Source organism: Clostridium sp. BSD9I1 (assembly GCF_900185645.1).
Taxonomy (GTDB): Bacteria; Bacillota; Clostridia; order Clostridiales; family Clostridiaceae; genus Clostridium_AK.
The window spans coordinates 210,412-232,470 of sequence record NZ_FYAM01000006.1 but is presented as its reverse complement, the minus strand read 5'-3'; the positions used below and the strand labels follow the sequence as shown (position 1 = coordinate 232,470).

General features: G+C 30.7%; 19 protein-coding genes and 1 riboswitch. Of the genes, 5 read left to right on the top strand and 14 right to left on the bottom strand.

What is annotated here, in order from left to right; translation table 11 throughout:
• Positions 1–16: 16 nt before the first annotated feature.
• From cbiQ to BSD9I1_RS03920, 9 genes are all read right to left on the bottom strand, one after another.
• Positions 17–718 (bottom strand): cobalt ECF transporter T component CbiQ, encoded by a 702-nt coding sequence (gene cbiQ, locus BSD9I1_RS03960; protein ID WP_242966402.1) that lies wholly within the window; start codon positions 716–718, stop codon positions 17–19.
• Entirely contained in the window at positions 681–980 is a 300-nt protein-coding gene (locus BSD9I1_RS03955) for an energy-coupling factor ABC transporter substrate-binding protein (protein WP_035309839.1), read from the bottom strand. Before BSD9I1_RS03955 ends, cbiQ begins: the two co-directional genes overlap by 38 nt.
• The gene (locus BSD9I1_RS03950; RefSeq protein WP_035310020.1) at positions 980–1,687 is read right to left on the bottom strand and encodes an energy-coupling factor ABC transporter permease; all 708 of its coding nucleotides are present in this window, start codon (positions 1,685–1,687) and stop codon (positions 980–982) included. The genes BSD9I1_RS03955 and BSD9I1_RS03950 overlap by 1 nt, the downstream gene beginning before the upstream one ends.
• A gap of 31 nt (positions 1,688–1,718) precedes the next feature.
• Entirely contained in the window at positions 1,719–2,828 is a 1,110-nt protein-coding gene (locus tag BSD9I1_RS03945; protein WP_186429231.1) for a histidinol-phosphate transaminase, read from the bottom strand.
• Positions 2,828–3,778 carry an adenosylcobinamide-phosphate synthase CbiB gene (gene cbiB, locus BSD9I1_RS03940; RefSeq protein ID WP_186429230.1) on the bottom strand — a complete coding sequence of 317 codons (951 nt, stop codon included), beginning with the start codon at positions 3,776–3,778 and terminating at the stop codon, positions 2,828–2,830. The genes BSD9I1_RS03945 and cbiB overlap by 1 nt, the downstream gene beginning before the upstream one ends.
• A 10-nt stretch (positions 3,779–3,788) precedes the next feature.
• Positions 3,789–5,261 carry a cobyric acid synthase gene (locus BSD9I1_RS03935; RefSeq protein WP_186429229.1) on the bottom strand — a complete coding sequence of 491 codons (1,473 nt, stop codon included), beginning with the start codon at positions 5,259–5,261 and terminating at the stop codon, positions 3,789–3,791.
• Between the two features lie 256 nt (positions 5,262–5,517).
• Positions 5,518–5,701, bottom strand: a riboswitch (cobalamin riboswitch).
• A 50-nt stretch (positions 5,702–5,751) separates the two neighbouring features.
• A complete protein-coding gene (menA, locus tag BSD9I1_RS03930; RefSeq protein ID WP_186429228.1) occupies positions 5,752–6,705 on the bottom strand; it encodes a 1,4-dihydroxy-2-naphthoate polyprenyltransferase in 954 nt (317 codons plus the stop codon).
• A 16-nt stretch (positions 6,706–6,721) separates the two neighbouring features.
• Positions 6,722–7,765, bottom strand: coding sequence for an FAD:protein FMN transferase (locus tag BSD9I1_RS03925; protein WP_186429227.1), 1,044 nt, complete (start codon positions 7,763–7,765; stop codon positions 6,722–6,724).
• Between the two features lie 90 nt (positions 7,766–7,855).
• Entirely contained in the window at positions 7,856–8,731 is an 876-nt protein-coding gene (locus tag BSD9I1_RS03920; protein ID WP_186429226.1) for an FMN-binding protein, read from the bottom strand.
• Positions 8,732–9,064: 333 nt separating this feature from the next.
• On the opposite strand from BSD9I1_RS03920, the gene BSD9I1_RS03915 reads away from it, so the two are divergent.
• The gene (locus tag BSD9I1_RS03915; protein WP_186429225.1) at positions 9,065–10,930 is read left to right on the top strand and encodes an FAD-dependent oxidoreductase; all 1,866 of its coding nucleotides are present in this window, start codon (positions 9,065–9,067) and stop codon (positions 10,928–10,930) included.
• A 109-nt stretch (positions 10,931–11,039) separates the two neighbouring features.
• Positions 11,040–12,005 carry a polyprenyl synthetase family protein gene (locus BSD9I1_RS03910; RefSeq protein WP_186429224.1) on the top strand — a complete coding sequence of 322 codons (966 nt, stop codon included), beginning with the start codon at positions 11,040–11,042 and terminating at the stop codon, positions 12,003–12,005.
• A 50-nt stretch (positions 12,006–12,055) separates the two neighbouring features.
• Here BSD9I1_RS03910 and cobS read toward each other — a convergent pair whose 3' ends face one another.
• The 3 genes from cobS to cobC are packed head-to-tail and all read right to left on the bottom strand — an operon-like array spanning position 12,056 to position 14,059.
• Complete coding sequence (cobS, locus tag BSD9I1_RS03905) at positions 12,056–12,814, bottom strand: adenosylcobinamide-GDP ribazoletransferase (protein ID WP_186429223.1); 759 nt, start codon at positions 12,812–12,814, stop codon at positions 12,056–12,058.
• A 50-nt stretch (positions 12,815–12,864) separates the two neighbouring features.
• A complete protein-coding gene (cobU, locus tag BSD9I1_RS03900) occupies positions 12,865–13,446 on the bottom strand; it encodes a bifunctional adenosylcobinamide kinase/adenosylcobinamide-phosphate guanylyltransferase (protein ID WP_186429222.1) in 582 nt (193 codons plus the stop codon).
• Positions 13,447–13,465: 19 nt separating this feature from the next.
• Positions 13,466–14,059 carry an alpha-ribazole phosphatase gene (cobC, locus tag BSD9I1_RS03895; RefSeq protein WP_186429221.1) on the bottom strand — a complete coding sequence of 198 codons (594 nt, stop codon included), beginning with the start codon at positions 14,057–14,059 and terminating at the stop codon, positions 13,466–13,468.
• Between the two features lie 210 nt (positions 14,060–14,269).
• Between cobC and BSD9I1_RS03890 the strand changes: the two genes are divergently transcribed.
• From BSD9I1_RS03890 to BSD9I1_RS03880, 3 genes are read left to right on the top strand one after another with little or no spacing between them, the layout of a single operon-like run.
• Complete coding sequence (locus BSD9I1_RS03890; RefSeq protein WP_186429220.1) at positions 14,270–14,587, top strand: PAS domain S-box protein; 318 nt, start codon at positions 14,270–14,272, stop codon at positions 14,585–14,587.
• Positions 14,539–15,609: a sensor histidine kinase KdpD gene (locus BSD9I1_RS03885; RefSeq protein ID WP_186429219.1), complete on the top strand. Its 1,071-nt coding sequence runs from the start codon at positions 14,539–14,541 to the stop codon at positions 15,607–15,609. The genes BSD9I1_RS03890 and BSD9I1_RS03885 overlap by 49 nt, the downstream gene beginning before the upstream one ends.
• Before the next feature lie 18 nt (positions 15,610–15,627).
• Positions 15,628–16,428, top strand: a complete 801-nt coding sequence (locus BSD9I1_RS03880) for a putative ABC transporter permease (RefSeq protein ID WP_186429218.1) — start codon at positions 15,628–15,630, stop codon at positions 16,426–16,428.
• 154 nt (positions 16,429–16,582) lie between these two features.
• On the opposite strand, the gene BSD9I1_RS03875 is transcribed toward BSD9I1_RS03880, so the two are convergent.
• Both BSD9I1_RS03875 and BSD9I1_RS03870 read right to left on the bottom strand, forming a co-directional pair.
• Positions 16,583–20,119: an AAA family ATPase gene (locus BSD9I1_RS03875; protein WP_186429217.1), complete on the bottom strand. Its 3,537-nt coding sequence runs from the start codon at positions 20,117–20,119 to the stop codon at positions 16,583–16,585.
• The gene (locus BSD9I1_RS03870; protein WP_186429216.1) at positions 20,109–21,323 is read right to left on the bottom strand and encodes an exonuclease SbcCD subunit D; all 1,215 of its coding nucleotides are present in this window, start codon (positions 21,321–21,323) and stop codon (positions 20,109–20,111) included. Before BSD9I1_RS03870 ends, BSD9I1_RS03875 begins: the two co-directional genes overlap by 11 nt.
• Between the last annotated feature and the right edge of the window lie 736 nt (positions 21,324–22,059).

Here is a 22,059-nt window from a genome sequence, read left to right as displayed (position 1 = left end):
CCACCATCTCCATAAATTATTTAAAATAAAATGCTAATGTAATTAAAATTAAGTCGTACATCATTACAAACATAAATCTCGGCATTGAAAAATGAAATTCCTTAGAAATATAAGGCATGTATCCTCTATACCCTCTGCTGTATATTCCTTCTTTTATATTTTTCCATCTCTCCATTGTATTTACAAATAAAAGCGCTGCTAGTTTTCCCGTACTCTTTATTTTTAAACTAAAACTGTCAAATCCTCCCCTAGATTTCATGGAGTTGTACATTATGCTGTATTCTTCATTTATTACTACAAGAAATCTTTCCATGGACTTAGCTATATCACATATATCCCTTAGGCTTTTTCTTTTAGATAAAACATAAAATATCTGATCTATGGGAGTAGTTAATGAAAAAAAAGAAAGACATAATCCTGCAGAAATACTTCTCAAAATTATTACCAATACAAACCCCCATCCATAATCAAGCACAAAAGTAATGGATGAAAACACAGAAAATAAGGCAATTTCTATTGAAAACTTCCTTACTATCTCCAAGTTATTATTAGTTTTTATATGTAATGTTATAAATATCAAAATATTTATAATTATAATAATGGGATTTTTAACAAATCCCATTATTATTATAGGAATTATTGCAAGACATGCCTTTTCTAAAGGATGTATATATACAAGCTTACTCCTTCTGGCAAGAGCCATTATAAGCTTTAGCATTTTTCTTCTTTCCTATGTAATATCCCATAAATCCCGCTCCTATGGATGCTTGTGCTGCAAATAAAAGACTCTCTATTTCTCCTGAAGGTGGTGTCCATACACTTTCAAACCATGGAGTATAATTTGGATTCACTTCACTTATAACTTCCTCTATTTGTCCATCTGCTCCACCAAATTCTCCTCCTCTAGCAGTTCCAATAAGAAGAGATAATCCAATTATTGCAATACATAATGTAATTAAACCTAAAGTTCTTCTTTTCATTATCTTGCCCCTCCTAATATCTCTAATTCCTTAGAAGAATATTTAGAAATGAATTCAAATAATATAACTGTAATAATTCCCTCTATTATAGCTAAAGGTATTTGAGTTATGGAAAATATAGATACAAATTTTATAAATGAGTGCATTAATCCTTCTGTTTGAGATGGAAATGCTAATGCAAGCTGTACGGAAGTTGCTAAATAAGTGGCTAAATCTCCAAAGCATGCTGCCGTAAAAACTGCTACTTTCTTATTTTTATTTTTTAATACAGTATATAAAAGATAAGCAACTATCGGTCCCACAATTCCCATTGAAAATGTATTAGCGCCTAAAGTAGTAATCCCTCCATGGGCTAGGAAAAGTGCTTGAAAAACAAGTACTACAAGTCCTACCACTGATGATATAAATGGTCCAAATATTATAGCTGAAAGACCTGTTCCTGTTGGATGAGAGCAGCTTCCTGTAACGGATGGAATTTTCATAGCTGAAAGTATAAAGGCATAGGCTGCAACAAGCCCTAAAAGCATTTTTAAATCTCCATTCTTTTCAGTTTGCTTTCTTATGTGTTTAAGTCCAATAACTATAAAAGGTATTGAAAGTACGAAATAAATCCCTGCCCAAGCTGGAGGCAAAAATCCTTCTGCTATGTGCATAGCATATGCATTTGGAGCAATTGTAACTATTATGCCAAGCGCTAAAAATAGCATAGTTTTAAAGTTATTTTTGAGAAATTTCATTTTAACACACCTCATCTATATTTAAATTTTTAATAGCTTCTATGAGAATATAATTGGTACTTCTATCTTTTATTGCAAATCTTACATATTCCTTCCCAAGTCCCTTATAATTATCACATTTTCTTATAACTATATCCTTTTGTAGGCACACGTCATAGAACCTATGGCAACTTAAACCTTTTAGCTTACATAATATAAAATTACCATGAGTTTTATAAACCTTTTGTATAAAAGTAATAGCATTTAGTTCGTTAGTCAAGTAATCTCTTTCTTCTCTTATCCAATTTAGGGACATTTGTATATACTCTTTATCCTTAAGTACATACTTTGCAGCTACTTCTGCAAAGGAATTTATATTCCATGGGTTTTGTCTTCCTTTTATTTTTTCTATAAATTCTATATCACTGCATAATCCAAAACCCAATCTTATTCCCGGCATTGCATAAAACTTAGTTAAAGCTCTTACTATAAATAGACATTTATAATTTTTAATTTCATCTACAAAGCTTTGATTTATATCTCCTACAAATTCTATAAAAGCTTCATCTATTACTACCTTTTTATTATTTTCCTCGCAAAACTCAAGTATAGCTTTAAACTTTTCTCTATTTATTATGGAACCGTTAGGATTATTCGGATTACCTATTATTAAAGCATCTACACTAGAAAGTTTTATCATTATATCTTCATAATTGTATTCCATATCTTCTGTAAGCTTAGAATATCTTATATTAAGTTCCCATTTTAGGGCATCTTCTTCGTATTCCCCAAAGGATGGAGCCATAATTAAAATGCTCTTAAATTGGCTTATTACTAAGTCAATTACTTCCGCTGCTCCATTTCCAACTACTATGTACTCTTCTTTTACAAAATCCTGCTCTTTTTTATCATTAAAGAGAATAGGACTTTTATTTATATATTCCTTTAAGTTATATCTAAGCTCTCTATATTTAGCATCTGGATATCTATTTAAATTTTTTACCGCTTCATCAATACGGGTTATAAAACTTTCTGGTATTCCTAAAGGATTTATATTAGAGCTAAAATCTATAAGCTCTCTTCCTTTAAGAAGTCCCTCTGTATATATATCTCCACCATGTTGCAATTCCATCACCTCAAATTAAGCATTATAAATGCATATAATATAATCATTAAAATTTCTGATGCATACATAAGCTTTATGCTTCCAAATATATGAGTATAACTTAACTCATCTATCTTATCTCCAATAGTAGGCTTATATACTATCTCTCCAAAATACCTATTAATTCCCCCAATTTGTATTTTCAAAGCTCCTGCTGTAGCTGCTTCAGGATAGGCACAATTAGGGCTTTTATGATTTTTTCTATCTCGAATCATTATTTTAAAGCTATTTATTATATTTCCATTAACAATTGGAGCTGCAAGACACATTAAAATTCCTGAGATCCTTGCAGGTATTAAATTAAATAAATCATCCACCTTAGCTGGAAAAAATCCTATATGCAAAAACCTTTCATTCATATATCCAAGCATTGAATCCATAGTGTTTATTCCCTTATACATCATGGCTAATGGTGCTCCCCCAATCATTGCATAAAAAAGAGGAGCAATTATTCCATCAGAGGCATTTTCAGCTACGGTCTCCACATCTGCTCTGATTATTTCTTCTTCACTTAGCTCATTTGTATCTCTACCAACTATGTAGGAAAGTTTTAGTCTAGCATCATTTATATCGCCCATCTTCAATGAATCATATACCTTTTTCGCCTCATTACCTAAAGATTTACAAGCAATCGTAGTCCATAATATAAATATATTTAAAATGTGATAAACCCAAAAATTATCTCTAACTATGTAAAGTATCAAAAATGGAATTATAAAACTGATACAAGCTACAATTAAAACGATAATTCCTCCAAATGTCTTCAATGCTTTATTGGTCTTGCATATTTTTCTTCCTTTGCTCTCTAAAGCCCTTATAAGTTTTCCTATGTATATAACCGGATGAGGAAACCAATATGGGTCTCCTATTATCCAATCAATTATTACTGCCAAAGTTAAATCTATTAAATGTATCATTTAAAAACTCCTATTTTTTAAGTCCCATTATTTCATATATCTTATCCATATCAAGACTTCTTCTTACTATGTCTGCCAGCATATCTAAGTTCTTTTCTCTTATATTCTCATAGTCCTTAGATTTTTTAAGTTCTATTCCTTTTTTAGCTCTTAATTTATTCATAAGCTTTTCTCTAAACTCAACTCCATCGAATACACCATGTATATAAGTCCCAAATATATTTTTTTCTTTATTTACTGCTCCATCTAATCTTTCTTGAGCTTCTCCATTGCAATCATATATACTAAACATTGGTTTTGCATTTTCCCCATAAGTACAAATACCCATGTGAATTTCATAACCATATATGTCACATTCATGTCCTTTAGCCTTAACTCTTGTAGTAACCTTTTCCTTTTCAAACACTGTGTCTACATCTAAAAGTCCCATACCCTTTGTTTCTTCACAATTAGATTCTACTCCATAAGGATCTTTCAATATATTCCCAAGCATTTGATATCCTCCACAAATACCCATAAGCATTCCTTGTTTAGAATAGTTTTTTATAATTTCTTCAAGACCAGTTTCTCTTAATTTAAGTAAATCTTCTATGGTGTTTTTTGTTCCTGGAATTATTAAGAAGTCTGGATTTCCAAACTCTTCTTTTGAAGTTATATATCTTACTGAAACATCTTCCTCAAGCTTTAACGCATCAAAATCTGTAAAGTTTGAAATATGAGGAAGTTTTATAATTGCTATATCTATGTCATTAGTTTTTTCCTTATTAAATGTTGTTGCGCCATCTTCATCCTCTAAATCTAATGTAAAGTATGGCACAGTTCCGATGCAAGGTCTATGTATTATATCTTCAAGCATTGTAATTCCTGGTTTTAATATATCTATATCTCCGCGGAACTTATTTATTATTGTTCCCTTAACTCTATTCTTCTCATCATCACTTAATAAAAGAAGTGTTCCTGCCAGTGATGCAAATACACCACCCTTGTCTATATCTCCTACCAGAAGCACTGGTGCATCTACCATTTCTGCAAGACCCATGTTTACTATGTCTCTTTCTCTTAAATTTATTTCAGCTGGGCTTCCTGCGCCTTCAATTACTATTATCTCAAATTTCTTTTCTATTTCTTCAAATTGTTCCTTTAACTTTTCTGCAAATTGAAGTTTCATATTATGGTATTCCATAGCAGTGCTGTTTCCATATACCTTACCATTGAATACGATTTGACACTTTTTATCACTAGATGGTTTTAAAAGTATAGGATTCATGTACACTTCTGGTTCCAATCCTGCTGCATACGCCTGAAGTACCTGAGCTCTTCCCATTTCCTTACCATCATGAGTTATATATGAATTTAACGCCATATTTTGTGATTTGTATGGACATACACTATATCCATCCTGTTTAAATATTCTGCATAATGCTGTTACTAGTATACTTTTTCCAACAGTGGAGCCTGTCCCCTGTAACATTATCTTTGGCATAAAGACACTTCCCTTCAGTTATCTATTATCTATTTTAAAATTTATTTATTAATTTAATTTTCATTAATTTTTAATTATCAATGGTTAGTTTTATGGACAAAGCTAACCATTGATAGTTTGATAGGAGATTTATTTTAAATTTCTAGGAGTTTTATAAATAAGAAAAACAGCAGACTTTCGCCTGCTGTTATCAACAAATAAAAAAACCGGGCAAAGCCGGATTTTATCAAACATATTTGTGATCTTTCCCGCCGAAAGCTCTTAAAAGTACACAGGCAGGTTTCCTGGCTTATGAATCACTCTTACCCTTCCCTTCCCCTTTATTAAAGAGTGGATATGAAAGGCTCGTCATCACTTACAGTAGCGGGGGCTGCCGCGGAATTTAACCGCATTCCCTTTTCACCTAATTTTAAATAGGCACCTGAATACATAATATTCAATTGACGATATAATCTTACTACTATATATACTATATGTCAAGATAATAAAGCTATAAATAATTAACTGCAGTCATTATTAATATTGAAGCAATATAAGTTAAGTTTATTAATACAAAATTTTTAACCGCTAAAACAAATGTCTTGCTTTTCACTGGCTGGTTATAAAATAATTTTATATTTTTATTTATTGGAATTAAAGTAAAGAGTGTCAATAAAGAGGTTACTGGCAAAATACTTAATATTACTAATATTATTATATCTAAATAACTGATATAATATAAAATCTTGAATAATTTCAATGCAGATTTTTTTCCTATATAATATGGAAGTGTAAATCTTTTATTTATAATATCTTCTTCAACGTCGCAAATATTATTAGCAAGCATTATGTTTGCAATTCCATTTATAGATGGTATGCAAACTAGAAATATGTAAAGCACTTCAAATATATTTATGTTAATTTTTAATATACTATTTTGATACATTATCGTTATAATATTTTCATTATATATATGAATATATATGGATAAAAATGTAATTATAAATCCCATAAATATTCCTGAAAAAACTTCTCCTAAAGGCATTCTGGAAATTGGAATAGGCCCAAATGTATATAAAATGCCCGCTATAAAGGAAACAATACCTATAAGCAAAACGATAACATTTGTGTTAAGGGTTAATGTTATTCCAGCTGCAGTTGCAATTATTAATAAAGTAAATATTATAGATACTGCTGTAGATTGTTTTATATTGTATTTTTCAATTGCATTTTTTACTTTATAATCATATTCATCATTTGTATGTGCTTTTTTATAGTCACAGTAATTATTAATGGCAGTGGTAGCCATATCAAAGGTTATTAATGATATAAACATAATTATAGAATTTTTTAAATTAAAACTATCATATTTATATATAGAATAAATTGTACCTAATGTAAATGGTATTACACTTGCAGCCTTTGTTTGAATCTCTACAAATCCTAAGAAACTCTTTAATGTCACTGTTCATTCCTCCTAGCTAGTTCATCATTTTAAACTCCTCATTTATAAGTTTAAAATTATTCTTTAATCCATTAGTTATATATACTTCTTTGTTTTTAGTTACAAAAATAGCTTCTATTCCTTTAGTCTCATTAACAAACTTCATTCCACCATTTAGTCCCTTTGAAAATACTGTGGTAGAAAGTGCATCTCCATCTATTGATTTATCGCTTACTATAGTTACTCCAGCAATTTCATTATTATATGGATATCCATTAAATGGACTTAAAATATGATGATATCTCTTTCCATCCTTTTCAATGAATCTTTCATATATACCTGACGTTACAATAGACTTATTTTTCACTCCAATAGTTCCAATAATTTTCCCTCTTACTTCAAACGGGTTTTGAATACCTATTTTCCATGGCTGCCCATCCGTCTTGCTCCCCATTGCAAATACATTCCCACCTAAATCTATAACTGCACTTTTTACACCATTTTGCTTAAGCACCTCTACAACTTTATCTGCAGTATATCCCTTTGCTATACCCCCTAAATCAATAATCATTCCTGCTTTTTTCAAAAAAACAAATCTATCCTTGTTTACTTCAAGATTTTTATATCCTACAAGTTTAAGTTTCTCATTTATTTCGTATTCAGTCGGAACTTTAGCTTCTGGCAAGCCAATACTCCAAAGCTTCACAATCGGCCCTATGGTTATGTCAAAACTTCCTTGTGATAATTTAGAATACCCTAGACCATTTCTTATTATATTATAAGTGTCCTCTTTAACTTGTAAAGGTTCCTTGCCTGCTAAACTATTTAGCTTAGTGAGCTCTGTACTCTCTTTATTTATACTTACTTCATTTTCAATTTCCTTTATTCTATCAAAGGCCTTCTTAATTATATTTTCATCTTTTTTATCGTATAATGAAATTTTTACTACTGTCCCCATAAAAAAATCAGTTCTACTTATAGGTGAACTGTATTTAGTGAGGTTTCCGCTACTGCATGCCACGGTAGTTATAGTAACTATAATTGATATTAATGTCAAATATAACTTTTTTATATTAAACATATTATAATATCCTCCTTATATATTCTCTAAATAAAAGACCCTAGGTTTATTAACCTAAGGTCTTTATATATAATTATTTCATACATCTTATTATTTAGCAAAATTAACTTTTAATACTGCTGTATCACCTTTTTTTGCATTTTCAAGTAATTCTGTAGAAAGCTTCTTGAAGTTTTCTACGGAATGAGTTGCACCAGCTACAGTATCAACTTTAGCAGGATCTTGTTTTTCAACTAATGCAGCAGCTAAATCTTTAGTATATTTAGCTGGACCTATTTTAACTTTTGCTTCCATATTCTTGTTATATTCTGCATCTTCGCTCTTTAACTTTCCTTCTTTATTAGTATAGTCAAATTTTGCTACAGAAATCTTTCCGTCTTTTACTTCTATTTCAACGAATGGTTTCCATCCCTTATCATCAAAATCTGAAGCTTCTGCCTTATATTTTCCATCCTTTAAAGCTACTGCTTTTTCTTCAGTTTCAAAAGTAACCTTTAATACTGAAGTATCACCCTTTTTAGCGTTTTCAAGTAATCCTGTGGAAAGTTTCTTAAAGTTTTCTACGGAATGAGTTGCACCAGCTATAGTATCAACTTTAGAAGGATCTTGCTTTTCAATTAATGCAGCAGCTAATTCTTTAGTGTATTTAGCTGGACCTGTCTTAACCTTAGCTTCCATGTTCTTATTATATTCTGCATCTTCACTCTTTAATTTTCCATCTTTATTAGCATAGTCAAATTTAGCTACAGCAATTTTTCCACCCTTTACTTCCACTTCAACAAATGGCTTCCATCCTCTTTCATCAAAATCTGAAGCTTCTGCCTTATATTTTCCATCCTTTAAAGCCGCTTGAGTTGTTTCATTTGATGAAGCAGGTTTTGTTTCCTCCCTCTTCTGACATCCCACAAATAAACTTGTACATACGATACTTAAAGCAAGCACTCCTGATAACCATCTTCTCTTCATTCAATTCTTCCCCCTTAATAATTAAGCTAATAACTTCATGAAGTTTGTTAAATAACAAACCTACCATTAAAACCTTTACAATGAAATTATACACAAATATATAAGTTTTTGCTAGTATATTTTTCAATATTATAACTATTTCTATTTATATTTACTATTAAAACAAATTTACGCATCCACAAATTCACATATGAACATATATTTACTCTTGATATTACATAACATATTATTGTATCATATATATGTAGTTAAGAATGTAGACATATTCTTAATTTAGATATAAAATTTATTTATAAGGATAATTAATTATAAATATATTAAAGAGGTGATTAAATGTCGACCAATACAAAAATACTAATTTTAGGTGCTGGGTATAGTGGTGTACATGTAGCAAAAAAACTGGCAAAAAAGTATAAGAAAGATAATTCTGTGGAAATAACATTAATTGATAAAAATCCTTTTCATACTTTAATGACAGAACTTCATGAAGTTGCAGGAGGAAGAGTTCATCCTGAATCAGTTCAAATTGAACTTAGCAAGATTTTTAGTAGGACAAAGGTTAATGTAGTTACAGATTATATAGAAAATGTAAATACTGATCAAAAGGTTGTAACTACTACTTATAGCAAATATGAATATGATTATCTTGTAATAGGTACTGGTTCAGAACCTGCATTTTTTGGAGTACCAGGAGTAAAGGAAAACGGATTTACACTTTGGTCATTTGAAGATGCAATAAAAATAAGAAGCCATATTCAATCAATGTTTGAAAAAGCTTCAAAGGAAAGAAATGAAAAGAAAAGACATGAAATGCTTACTTTTGTAGTAGCTGGTTCTGGATTTACTGGAATTGAAATGGCTGGAGAACTTCTTGAATGGAAGACTAAACTAGCTAAAGAGCATAATGTTGATGAAAAAGAAGTCAAGCTATTAGTTGTAGAAGCGATGTCTACTATCTTAAACATGCTTGATAGACAGCAAGCAGATAAAGCTGAAAAATATATGGCTAAACATGGAATTGAGCTCTTAAAGAACTCTCCAATAGTTGAAGTAGGTTCAAATAGTATAAAGCTAAAAGACGGAAGAGAAATTCCAACTCAAACTCTTATTTGGACTTGTGGTATACAAGCAAATCAAGAATCAAAAGAATATGGCTTAGAAAGCGGCCGTGCTGGCAGACTGGTTTCCAATGAATATTTGCAAGCAGCCAACAAAGAAAATGTATTTGTAGTTGGAGATATTGCTTATAACGAAGGGGGTTCCTGCGGTGTAAATCCTCAAATAGTTGAAGCAGCACTTCAAACTGGTGGTACAGTAGTTAATAATATAGTAGCATCAATAGAAAAGAAAGAAATGACTAAATACGATGGAAAATATCATGGTTTTATGGTTTCAATTGGTGGAAGATACTGCGTTGCTAACCTTTCAGGTATGAAATTAGCTGGATTTTTTGCAATGGTAATGAAACATTTAGTTAACCTTCATTATCTATGGGGAGTAAATAATATTAATGCTTGCTATCATTATTTAGTTCATGAATTCTTCTCCATGGAAGATAAGCGAAGTATAATGAGAGGACATCTTTCCTCAAAGGCAAATAGATTATGGCTTGTTCCACTAAGATTGTTCATGGGTTGCATTTGGTTACTTGAGGGCTTAAAGAAATTCATTGGTGAAGATACTTGGGCAAAAGAAGGATTTAAATCATTAATGTATGGCCCAAATACGGACAGCTGGATTATGCCGGGAAATATAAAAATGCCTTTTGAATGGTTATACACAGCAGCTAATTCTGGAGCTTCAGCAACTGCCGAAGGTGGTGCGGCGGCTATGCCAACGCCAATATTAAGCAGTATGCCAAGTTTTTATGCTGCAGTTATGAAGGTTATGATACCAAATCCTGAAATGGCTGTTTGGTTTCAAAGAATGGTTGTTCTTATTGAAGTAGGTGTTGGACTTGCCTTACTTGCTGGATTATTTACATTCTTAGCGAGTGCCGCGTCAGCATTCATGGTTGTTAATTTTATTCTCTCAGCAATGGCTGGCTGGGATATACTTTGGTACTTCTTTGGTGCTATTGCACTAATGGGTGGAGCTGGTAGAACCTTCGGCTTAGATTACTGGGTAATTCCATGGATAAACAAAGTAGTCAGTAACTGGTGGCTTGGAAAAAGAGTACCTGTTTACAAACAAAAATAATATAAAATAATATATAAAATAAATAACTAAAGCTAACAATAGGTAGAGTGAGTTTCACTCTACCTTCTAACTATTTATAAGTTGATATTTAATGTAGAGGACTGATTATATGGATAAAATCTGGAATCAATATGAAGATATAAAAACTGAATTGGCTTCTGTAATTTCAATTATGGAGAAAAACACTAAATGCAAAAATAAAAAGATAGAAACTTCCATAAGAGATTTAATTCACTCTGGTGGAAAAATGCTGCGTCCAGCATTTGTGATTATCTCTTCGCATTTTGGTAACTATGATTCTAACAAAGCTACATCCTTAGCTGCTGTAATGGAAATGATGCACATGGCTACTTTGGTTCATGATGATATTGTAGATGATTCTAAAATTAGACGAGGTCAACCAACAATTCAATCAAAGTATGGTACAGATTATGCAGTTTATATCGGTGACTTTTTATTTTGTATTTGCTTTAAGATTTTAGCCTCAATGTCATCTCTTAAAAATATAAAAATAGATAGCAATTCTATGTCAAGAATTTGCTTAGGCGAAATAGATCAATTGAGTTCAAGATTTGACACTGAGCTTTCCGTAAAAAGCTACTTAAGCAGAGTTTCTGGTAAAACTGCTGAACTATTTTCACTATCATTATATATTGGAGCTGCTGAAAGTGGTTGCAGCGACGCCCTTTCTAGGAAGTTCTGGAAGATAGGACATAATATTGGAATGGCCTTCCAAATTATAGATGACACTTTAGACTATATCGGAACAGATGAATCAATAAAAAAATCTGCAGCAAATGATATAAAACAAGGAATATTTACATTACCATTTATTTATGCTGCATTAAATAATAAAAAGGACTTTAATCCCTATTTTAAAAAAGACTTCTTTTCAGATCAAGATATAAGAGATATATTTATGTTAGTAAATAAATATAACGGTGTAAATAAATCAATAGAACTTGCTGATAAATACACAAAAAGGGCCTTTAAATTAATAAATAGCCTTCCAGAAAATCCTTATAAGATAGTTTTAAAAGAACTTGCAGAAAAACTTCTTACAAGAAAATATTAATAAGCACTTAACTGAAAGAGACAATATCCTTATTGGATATTGTCCCTTTTTTATACTCTTAAAATAGCCGTAAAGGCTATTAAAATTGCAAGTTCCACAAATTCATTATTAGCGCCTAAGCAATCCCCAGTAATTCCCCCTATTTTGCTATTACAAAGTTTTAAAAATAGTAGTGTAACTATAAATGCTACAGGAATTACTATAATAGTACTTTTAACTCCTATAAACACTATTGAAAGTGCTATAGTAACAACGAAGCTTATTATAAAATGCCAAATACTTACATTGCCTATGAACAAGTTACCTGTCCCATTTTTCTTAGCATTTTTACCTATTAAAAATAAAAATACTAATGTACATCTACTGATAACTGGCGCAATTATTATTACAAAATGCCATCCCTTAAGTATTATAAAATTTAGTGCTGCATACCTTGCCAAAATATCAAACATAAGTGCTACGGAAGCAAAGGTTCCTATACGGCTGTCCTTCATTATTTCTATTATTTTATCTTTATCACCTTTAAATGAAAAGAAACCGTCAAATATGTCTCCAAATCCGTCTTGGTGAAGGCATCCCATTATAAGTACCCCTACTGCTAAAGTTAAAACAGTAGTTACCTCTACAGGAAATAACCTCATACAGCCATAGTATACTATCCACTGTATTCCTCCAACTAATAATCCTACTAAAGGAAGCATAGCTGCCCCATCTCTAAAGTTTTTAGCCTCACAAGGAAGACTTCTTTTTACAGGAAGCCTTGTTAAAAACTGAACCATCAATAAAAAATCATATATATATTCTTTCATCCTATTCACCTACAATATAAATTAAATTAATATTTATTCACTATTATCTATTATTTAATTTTCAACGGCTGTCCACAGCATACAAGATAAACCTCATCACTTAAGCTTCCTATGTATTGGTTTATAAAACCTGCAGTATCTCTAAATATTCTCCCAAGCTTATACTCTGGAACTAAGCTCCATCCAACTTCATTTGTAACTAATACTAAAGTTCTATTGAGCTCTCGTGACTTTTCTATTAGTTTTTTAAATTCTTCCTTTAAAAGTGCAGTTATTTTATCCACATCCTCCATAGATATAAAATCAAAGTCATTATCAAGCCCTATAGAAAGTAATCCCTGTTCCTGATCAAATAATGTATTTGTAGTCATTACTGTCACACAATCTAAAAGCATGTATTTGTTATCAAAGTTTTCAATTTTCTCTGCAAGATTTTTGTATCCCTCTAAAGTGTCCCACTTAGGATTTCTTCTTTCCTTATGCTTTATAACTCTATCCTGCATTTCTTCATCTGTTATAACTGATGTTGCAATGTATAGCACATCATCCTTATCGTTTAATAAGTTTTCTGCAAAGGTGCTTTTCCCACTTCTTGCTCCACCTGTAACTAATATTATTTTTCCCTGTTCCATACTAGCTTCCTCCTAAACTTTATATATCTGCATGAATAATAAAATCTATGTATAAGTTTTCATACTCATATTTCACTAATGTTAAATCACCATTTTTTGAACCAAATTTCCAGAATACATCTAAATTTTCTCCCATAACATAAGTAAGTATAGATCTTATCACCCCGCTATGAGTTACTAAAAGTACATTTTTATCTTCAAGTTTCAGTATTTCTTGAAAGAATTCTTTTACTCTTTCATAAAATTCTACATAGCTTTCGCCATCTGGAGGCGCATAATGCTTCCAATCATCTGACCACTTTTGAAATTCTATAGGATATTCCCTTTGTATATGCTCATAGCTTTTTCCTTCAAATACTCCTAGATTCATTTCATTTAATCTTTTATCTTTTATACACAGTATATCCTTATCTTTTGATACAATACTTGCAGTAGATATTGCTCTTTTCATATTGCTTACATATATTTTATCAAAGTGTATATTTTTAATTTCATTACTTATATACTCTATTTGATTTATTCCCTTATTTGTAATATCTACATCTAAGTTACCATAGTAAAATCCTTTTGAATTTTGCTCTGTTTCTCCATGCCTTAAAAGATATATATTCAACACTTTCACCTCTAATATTACTTATAAATACATTTAATATTATCAAACTAATAAAAATATAGCACTTATTGTAGTCCATTGCAAATAATGTCTTATAAAAATACATAGTTTTTTGATATTATATAAGTTTAAATGAAGGATTTTTTGCACTTTTATAGAATACTTAAGTATATTTAGCGGATTTAGATTTATGAAGGGAGTTAATTATTCATGTTGAAGGTACAAAATTCTAAAAATAAGACATATTTAAATTCAAGCATGCCTTCCAATGATGATGTTATAGAAGTAGTATCATCCAACTTTTTAATGGATAAATTTAATGCTTCTCTTTTAGAATCACTTCTAATACATACAAATGTGGGCATTACTGTCATAGATGAAAACTTTAATATAATTATTTGGAACAAGACCATGAGTAAAATTACAGGGATGCATAAAAGAGATGTAGTAGACTCATGCCTTTTCAAGGCTTTTCCTTTTTGGAGAAGATTCCAGATATTGAATGGTTTGTTGAAAATAAAACTATGAATAAGTATTTACCTTCTGAATCTTATGATTCCACTCCTCTATACTCTTTTTGTCATAAATTTACAAACAGCCAAGGTATTCTTAGAAAGGTTGAAATAGAATTTTGTCCATCTCAGAAAAAAAATGAAAATTGGACTTTGATACTGGTGAAAGATGTAACAGACAAGGAACTTTTAAAGGAATTATCTGAAAAAATAGAGGAAGAAGATAAACTTCTTAAAAAGCTTCAAGAAATAGATAAAATGAAAACAGAATTTTTTGCAAACATATCTCACGAACTTAGAACTCCTATTAATGTAATATTGAGTGCTACACAACTTTTAACTATGGATTTGCACGGACAACTTTCAATGCATCATGATAAAAAAGAAATTTATTATAATAGCATAAAGCAAAATTCATTTAGGCTTATTAAAATAATAAATAATTTAATAGATATAACTAAATTAGAAGCTGGTTATTATAAGCTATCTTGCTCCAATTATAATATCGTCAGTGTAGTTGAAAACATAACACTATCCATAGCTAGTTATGTAGAAGATAAATCCATTGACCTTATATTCGATACAGATGTAGAAGAAAAGATAATATCCTGTGATCCTGAAAAAATCGAGAGAATAGTATTAAACTTAATATCCAATGCATTAAAATTCACTAATCCCGGCGGCTGCATTATGGTTACCTTAAAGGATTTAGGCGATAAAGTTAAGTTATATGTGAAAGATACTGGAGTTGGCATTCCCGAGGATAAGTTAGAGCTTATATTTGAAAGATTTTCTCAAGTGGATAGAACTTTAGAAAGAAATAAAGACGGCAGTGGCATAGGCCTTTCCTTAGTAAAATCTTTAGTCGAGCTTCACGGTGGAAAGATAGATGTTAAAAGCACATTTGGCCAGGGCTGTGAATTTATAATCACACTTCCTGCAATACTCACAAGTGAAAAAATTAACACGTATGAAAATAATTTAGGCGATAACTTAGTTGAAAGAATAAACATAGAATTCTCGGATATATATAAATAATCCTACAAGGAGCTATTTATGAATGAGCTAAATTTAATAAACCATAATATTTATTATCTATTTTTATGCTTTACTGTATATGCTTTTTTAGGTTGGGTTTTAGAAACTATATATGCTACCATTAAAAATGGCTGTTTTATAAATAGGGGGTTCTTAAACGGGCCCTTTTGTCCTATTTATGGCTTCGGAACTGTATTTTTGATAATATTTCTAAGGCCCTTTATGAATAATGTATTTACGCTATTTATATTTTCTATTATACTCACTTCACTTTTAGAATACTTTACCGGATATATTTTAGAAACCTTATTTCATAGTAGTTGGTGGGATTATAACAATAGAAAATATAATATAAAGGGTAGAATTTGTTTGGAATTCTCAATATATTGGGGATTACTTTCAATTTTTATATTAAAAATAATTCATCCAACTGTAGACTTTATTATAAGGTGGATTCCTTTCCCAATTGGGACTTGGTTTTTTTCTGCATTACTTGCATATTTTATAGCAGATTTTACAGCTACTTTAATAGAGGTAATTCATATGCATTCATTATTTAAAGAACTTCACAATATAAACTTAGAACTAAAAGAGAGGCTTGAAAATTTAAACTTTCATATAAAATCACTAAGAAGGAACAAACAAATTGATGCTAACTCAGAGGATTTAATAGCTGAATTAAAAACTAGATATGAGTATATAATATCTAAAGCTATCAAGAGATCTTCAAGAATCCGCAATGCCTTCCCTGAATTTAAATCTAAAAAATTTAATGGAGTGTTGAAGGATATAATGGAGAAAATTCATGAAAAAAAATAATTCCTTTTAAATCCTAGGTCCTACGTTGCAATCACTAATCTCTATAAAAATTGCACGTTTTTAATGGTGGATATAGTATAGGATTTACATTTTAAAAAGCAGTGAACTGACTTCCTGCATGTAAATCCCATACTCCAAATTCAACATTAAAAATCTAGCTGTACTCAATTCTTACCTTACTTCCACCGATTCCCGATACTGGAGGCTCTACTATAAGTTTTACAGGTACTCTATTTTTAAGCTCTTCCACATGGCTTATTATTCCTACACTTAATTTATTGCTTCTTAATCTTTCAAGAGATGTCATAACAACTTCTAAAAGAGTATTATCCAAAGTTCCAAATCCCTCGTCTAAGAAGAAAAACTCAAGCGGTGTACTTCCCTTTAACTGAATCTGAGAAGATAATGCAAGCGCAAGGGCAAGTGATGTAACGAAGGTCTCCCCCCCTGAAAGTGTAGCTGTGCTTCTTATGCTTCCACCATTATTATCATCTCTTATGACAAAATTGCTATTTGGGTCAAGCTGAAGTGCATATCTATCTCCTGTTATTTCCTTAAGTCTCTTGGATGATTCCAAGGCTATATACTTTAGATGATGTGTTGCTACAAACTCCACAAATTTATTCCCTTCCACTAGCTTTTCTATGTCTTGAATAAGACTTAATTTATGCTTTATTTTCTTTTGAATTTCTAATAAATCCTCAACACTTTTTAGTGCTTTTTCCATGTCTTGAAGTTCTTTCTCCAAAGCAGCTATTTCCTTTATCTTTAAGGTTAAAAGTTTCGATTTTTCCTCTTTATTCTGTATAATCTCAAGCCACTTTTCTTCTTCAATGCTTTCTCCATTTAGCCTTTCATTAACTCTCTCTATGTTATTTATGGTATTTTTAAACTCTTCCTCAAATGATTCAATGGCATTTTTTAGCCTTTCCATTTCCTTAACTTCCACTAAAGAATCTCTAACATCTCCTAGGGTTACAAATTCATTTTCTATAAGGGATTCATTTAATTTTAACTGATAGCTTTTTAAAGATTCATTAAGGCTTTCTCTTAACTGCTCTTCTCCCCATTTTCTTTCTTGAATAAGCTGTTTTTCAGTTTTTTCCTTTTCAAGAGACTCTCTAAGCTCCTTTTCAACTTTATTTATAAGCTCTATTTTGCTTTTTACCTCTTTTATATATTCCTCAATATTTCTTCCCTCAGAAAACCTATTTATTTCTGCCTCTTCACCCTTTATAAAGTATGTTTTTTCCAATCCACTTTGAGTTATAACGCTCATTGCATTTTTAATTTGGTTTAATTTAACTTCTAACTCACTCTTTTTAGCTTGAAAATTTTCTAATTTATTTCTTTCTTCTTTAAGTAAAACTTCCTTACTTTCTCTTTCCTTATCTTTTTTATTTATGTTTTCTAATTCCTTTATTAAGCTTTCTACATTTAATTCATTTATACTATTACTCCACTGCTCTTTTAGCTTTATATGCATTTCCTTCAAGCCATTAATTTCAGAGTTAATTTCATCTATGGAAACTTTAGAAGAGTTAATCTTTCCCTCCAATGTGATTATTGATTTTTCAACAGTTAACTTTTCTTCTTTTAGTCCATTTATTTTATTTTCTATTATTTCTTTTTTAGATTTATATTCCTTAATAGATTTATCCAAATCTTGAACCTTATCATTAAGCTTATTTAATTCATGCTGAATTTCTTCGATTTTTACATCCTTTAAATTACTTATATATTCTCTTAACTGCTCATTTATATTATCTTCCTTAAGCTTAACTTGAAACAATTGTCCTTCAACTTTCATTTTATCATTTTGTAAAAGATTAACTATTTCCTTAAGCTCCTCCTCTGTATTAGATAAATAGTCTAATTTATCCAAAGAAGTGCTTCCTGCTAAAGATGGATGGTGAATGGAACCGCACACCGGGCAAGCCTCTCCCTCTTCAATTTCCCTAGCTAAAATAGATGCCATATTTTTCTTTTTATATTTTTCTATATCATTTTTAATGTTTTTAAGTTCATTTTCCTTTATATTAAGATTTGCCATAAGCTTTTCCAATATATTTTCTAGTAAAGCTCTCTGTTCTATAAAAGGCTTCAATTTACCTTCTAGCTCAAATTTCTTTCCTTGTTGTTTTAGCACTTCTTCAAGTTTTTGATTTTTTAAATATCTTTTTTCCTTTAAAGATAATAAAGCACTTTCATCTCCAGGATTTAAATTTTCAAGTTCCTGCATTTCCTTTTCGAATAAGCTTAATGCTTGAAGTAATTCTTCTTCCTTCTTCTTTGAAACATCATAATCATCAGTAAACTTTTTAAACTCATCTATTTTCAAATTCAACTTATCCTTTACATCTTGGAGTCTTTTAGATAACTCCTTTAGTTCCCTCTCCTTTAAAGCTCCTTCTTGTACCTTTTCTTTAAACTCACCTTGAACTTTTAAGCTGCTTATACCCTCTTCCAAACTTTCAATGTTTAATTTTATAAGCTCTGTATCTTTATTTGTCTTTTTTAGTTCATCTTCATTTAAACTTTTTTCAGCTGCTCGTTTTTTCCATTCTATTTGCAGCGCATCTCTATCTTTTATTATAATATTTAACTTTTCCCGCCTATCTTTAGCTATTAAAAGATCTGATTCCTTTTTAATTAAAATCGGCAGTTTGCAGTTTTTTTCTTCCAGTGCATAATTATATTTATCTTCTAATTCCTTTAGGATTACTTCCTTTAAATTAAGTTGTGTACCTAAGCTTTCTATGTTAACTTTATTCTTTTCCAGCTTTTCTTCTGTATCTATTACACTTTCAAGGAATGGTTTTACTTTAGAAGATCTTATGCCCCTATCCCATTTATGTTTTTTTAAGTTTATTTCTTCCTCTTTTTCTTTAATAATTTGAAGCTTTCCTAAATACCCATTAAGCTCTTTTTGAAGCTCCCAAATTCTCTTATATTTTTCATACTGATTTTCAGCAGAGGATTTATCCATACTTAACTTTTTTTCTTCCACATGAAGCAAATCCATTTTTTCTTTTAAATAATCATATTTTTCCTTTGATATTCCTTCAAAACTTTTAAGTTGACCCTCAAGCTGCTGAAGCTTTGTATATGTCTTAACCCTAACCTTTTTTATCTTCTCCGAAAGATTTTTCCCGTAACTTTCAAGAAGGAATATTCTCTCAAGCATATCACGTCTTTCTCTTCCAGTAAGCTTTAGAAATTCACTAAACTTACCCTGGGGAAGAACCACAGAACGAGTAAAATCATCTAATGTAAGGCCTATTATGGATTTTATACTTTCCTCTACACTCCTAACCCCTTCGGCTACTATTTCCCTTTCATCATCTTTAATATATACCAATCTTGAGGATGAAGTTTTATATTTACTTCTATCCTTTTTCTCTCTTTTTATAATTCTCTCCACGCTGTAAGTTTTTCTTTGGCCTTCATTCATCACCTGAAACTCATAGTATACATACATATCTTCTGAAAAGCTGTTTATGTACTCATTACTTCCTCTAGCAATTGAACCATACAAAGATAAGGTTATAGCATCTAATATTGTGGATTTACCACTTCCTGTGGGTCCAAATATTCCAAAAAGCCCTCTTTCCACAAGCTGATCAAAATAAATATCCTGCTCTTCTATAAAGCTATTTAATCCCCTTATCTTAAGTCTTTTAGGCTTCATCCTCTTCATCTCCCTGTATTATACTTAAAAACAAATCCATAACTTCACTCTCAGGCTCTACCCCTCTTTGGTTTATATAAAACTCCTTAAATATTTCATCCATTGATTTTTCCTTTAAGCTTTCAAATGCAATTTCCTCTTCAACTTCACTTTTTATTTTAGGTTTTATTTCTACAATATCCTTCTTTAACTCTCTAAGGGTTTTTATATCTTCTTGAGATAAAAAAGTATCCATAGTTATTTCTAAGTATACCCAGACTTCTCTCGAGGAATTTTCCTCACATTTCTTTATAGCTTCTTCTATTCCGCTGCACTTCCATATTTCAATTGGCTTGTATGTATTTATCATAATAGTTTCTATATTTGCTTCTTTCTTAGGCTTTACATCCACTATATAAAGACATTTAGCATAGTTTATCTCACTTTTGCTATATTGAAGAGGAGAACCTGAGTAATATACAGGATAATCTCTTCCTTTAACCCTTTGAGGCTTATGAAGATGTCCTAATGCTGCATATTGAGCATTTTTAGGAAACTTATTTATATCTACTGCTAAAGTTCCACCAAGCTCAATAGGTCTTTCAGAATCACTTCCTTCTCCTCCTCTTATAAACAGATGAGAAACTATTATATTTATAGTATCATCTCTGAACTTACAGGATAAGTTTTCTAAGATTTCTCCTACCTTGTCTGAGTAATCCCTTCTTCTAAGTTCATCTTCTTGATTATCAGAGATGATCTCATTTAATCTCTTTTCACTAGGATAAGGAAGGGTTATAATAACTGCTTTTTCATCCTTTATCTTAATTTCTATACATCCCTCACAGGAGTCTATCACTTCCATTTCACCATAATTCCCTACAGGTACTACACTTTTAGGAAGTCCAACCATTATAATTCCCTGTTCCTTAGCTAAAGGATTTGCAGCAACAAGCCTTTCCGGATTATCATGATTGCCTGAAATTATAAGAATTCCTCTTTTCCCCCCTTGAGAAATTCTATTAAGTGCTTTATAAAATAAATTTTCTGCCCTAGCAGGAGGATTTGAATTATCATATATATCTCCTGCAATTATAACTAAATCTATATCATTTTTTTCTACAACTTCTATAAAGTCCTCTAAAAACAATTCCTGCTCTTCCAACCGGCTATATCCTTCTAGGCTTTTTCCCAGATGCCAATCTGATGTATGAAGTATTCGCAATCTTATCCCTTCCAATCTTAATTATTTAAATTTCTCTTTATTTCTACTTTTATGATTCTAATCCATATCTATATTCACATTTAATTCTCAAAATATTATTTATCCTAATTATACTAAACTTATATTTCTTTTTCTAGCCAACTATTGTAGTATCAAAGCTGCATGTATCTTCATATAATATAATAACCTTGGATAATAGCCTCGGTCTTTTAAAGAGGAGGTGAAATTTATGTGGTGCTGCTGGTGGATATGGTGCTTTATATGGTGGATTATAGTTATTGCTATAATTTGTGCAATATTAAGATGCCTATTTAGTTGTTTTTCATGGTGTTAACTTAATAATATATTTAATATGATAGTAAATACTTGCATAGATTTTTCAGGGGTGCCCTTCACGGCATCCCTTTTTTAACTTCAAAAAATAAATAAAAAACTTCCATGCTGTAATTAAGCTTGGAAGTTTTTTATTTATTTTTTGATAAACTATATTTTATCATATATTTAACCATGGGAGCCTAACCTCCTATGGCTTTTACCCCTTCCTAAAAATTTTATTAGGCGCTTTTTTTGTAAGCAGAGTTTTCTTCTTCTGGCTTTTCCATGCTTTCTTCTAAACATTCGTCTATAACGTCTTGTGTCAAGTTAAATATCTTTTCGTCTTTCATTCAATGTCACCTCCCTCTAATATTATGTTAACCTGTTTTAGTACATATATTAGTATATCACGTTTGTATTA

What these genes read in the sequence shown, in the direction of transcription:
- BSD9I1_RS03945 (WP_186429231.1), bottom strand. Translation starts at nt 2,828, where the DNA reads ATGGAATTGCAACATGGTGGAGATATATATACAGAGGGACTTCTTAAA.
- BSD9I1_RS03915 (WP_186429225.1), top strand. Translation starts at nt 9,065, where the DNA reads ATGTCGACCAATACAAAAATACTAATTTTAGGTGCTGGGTATAGTGGT.
- BSD9I1_RS03935 (WP_186429229.1), bottom strand. Translation starts at nt 5,261, where the DNA reads ATGCCAAAGATAATGTTACAGGGGACAGGCTCCACTGTTGGAAAAAGT.
- cbiQ (WP_242966402.1), bottom strand. Translation starts at nt 718, where the DNA reads ATGCTAAAGCTTATAATGGCTCTTGCCAGAAGGAGTAAGCTTGTATAT.
- BSD9I1_RS03950 (WP_035310020.1), bottom strand. Translation starts at nt 1,687, where the DNA reads ATGCTATTTTTAGCGCTTGGCATAATAGTTACAATTGCTCCAAATGCA.
- BSD9I1_RS03910 (WP_186429224.1), top strand. Translation starts at nt 11,040, where the DNA reads ATGGATAAAATCTGGAATCAATATGAAGATATAAAAACTGAATTGGCT.
- cobS (WP_186429223.1), bottom strand. Translation starts at nt 12,814, where the DNA reads ATGAAAGAATATATATATGATTTTTTATTGATGGTTCAGTTTTTAACA.
- BSD9I1_RS03875 (WP_186429217.1), bottom strand. Translation starts at nt 20,119, where the DNA reads ATGAAGCCTAAAAGACTTAAGATAAGGGGATTAAATAGCTTTATAGAA.
- BSD9I1_RS03920 (WP_186429226.1), bottom strand. Translation starts at nt 8,731, where the DNA reads ATGAAGAGAAGATGGTTATCAGGAGTGCTTGCTTTAAGTATCGTATGT.
- BSD9I1_RS03925 (WP_186429227.1), bottom strand. Translation starts at nt 7,765, where the DNA reads ATGTTTAATATAAAAAAGTTATATTTGACATTAATATCAATTATAGTT.
- cobU (WP_186429222.1), bottom strand. Translation starts at nt 13,446, where the DNA reads ATGGAACAGGGAAAAATAATATTAGTTACAGGTGGAGCAAGAAGTGGG.
- cbiB (WP_186429230.1), bottom strand. Translation starts at nt 3,778, where the DNA reads ATGATACATTTAATAGATTTAACTTTGGCAGTAATAATTGATTGGATA.
- BSD9I1_RS03890 (WP_186429220.1), top strand. Translation starts at nt 14,270, where the DNA reads ATGTTGAAGGTACAAAATTCTAAAAATAAGACATATTTAAATTCAAGC.
- BSD9I1_RS03955 (WP_035309839.1), bottom strand. Translation starts at nt 980, where the DNA reads ATGAAAAGAAGAACTTTAGGTTTAATTACATTATGTATTGCAATAATT.
- BSD9I1_RS03880 (WP_186429218.1), top strand. Translation starts at nt 15,628, where the DNA reads ATGAATGAGCTAAATTTAATAAACCATAATATTTATTATCTATTTTTA.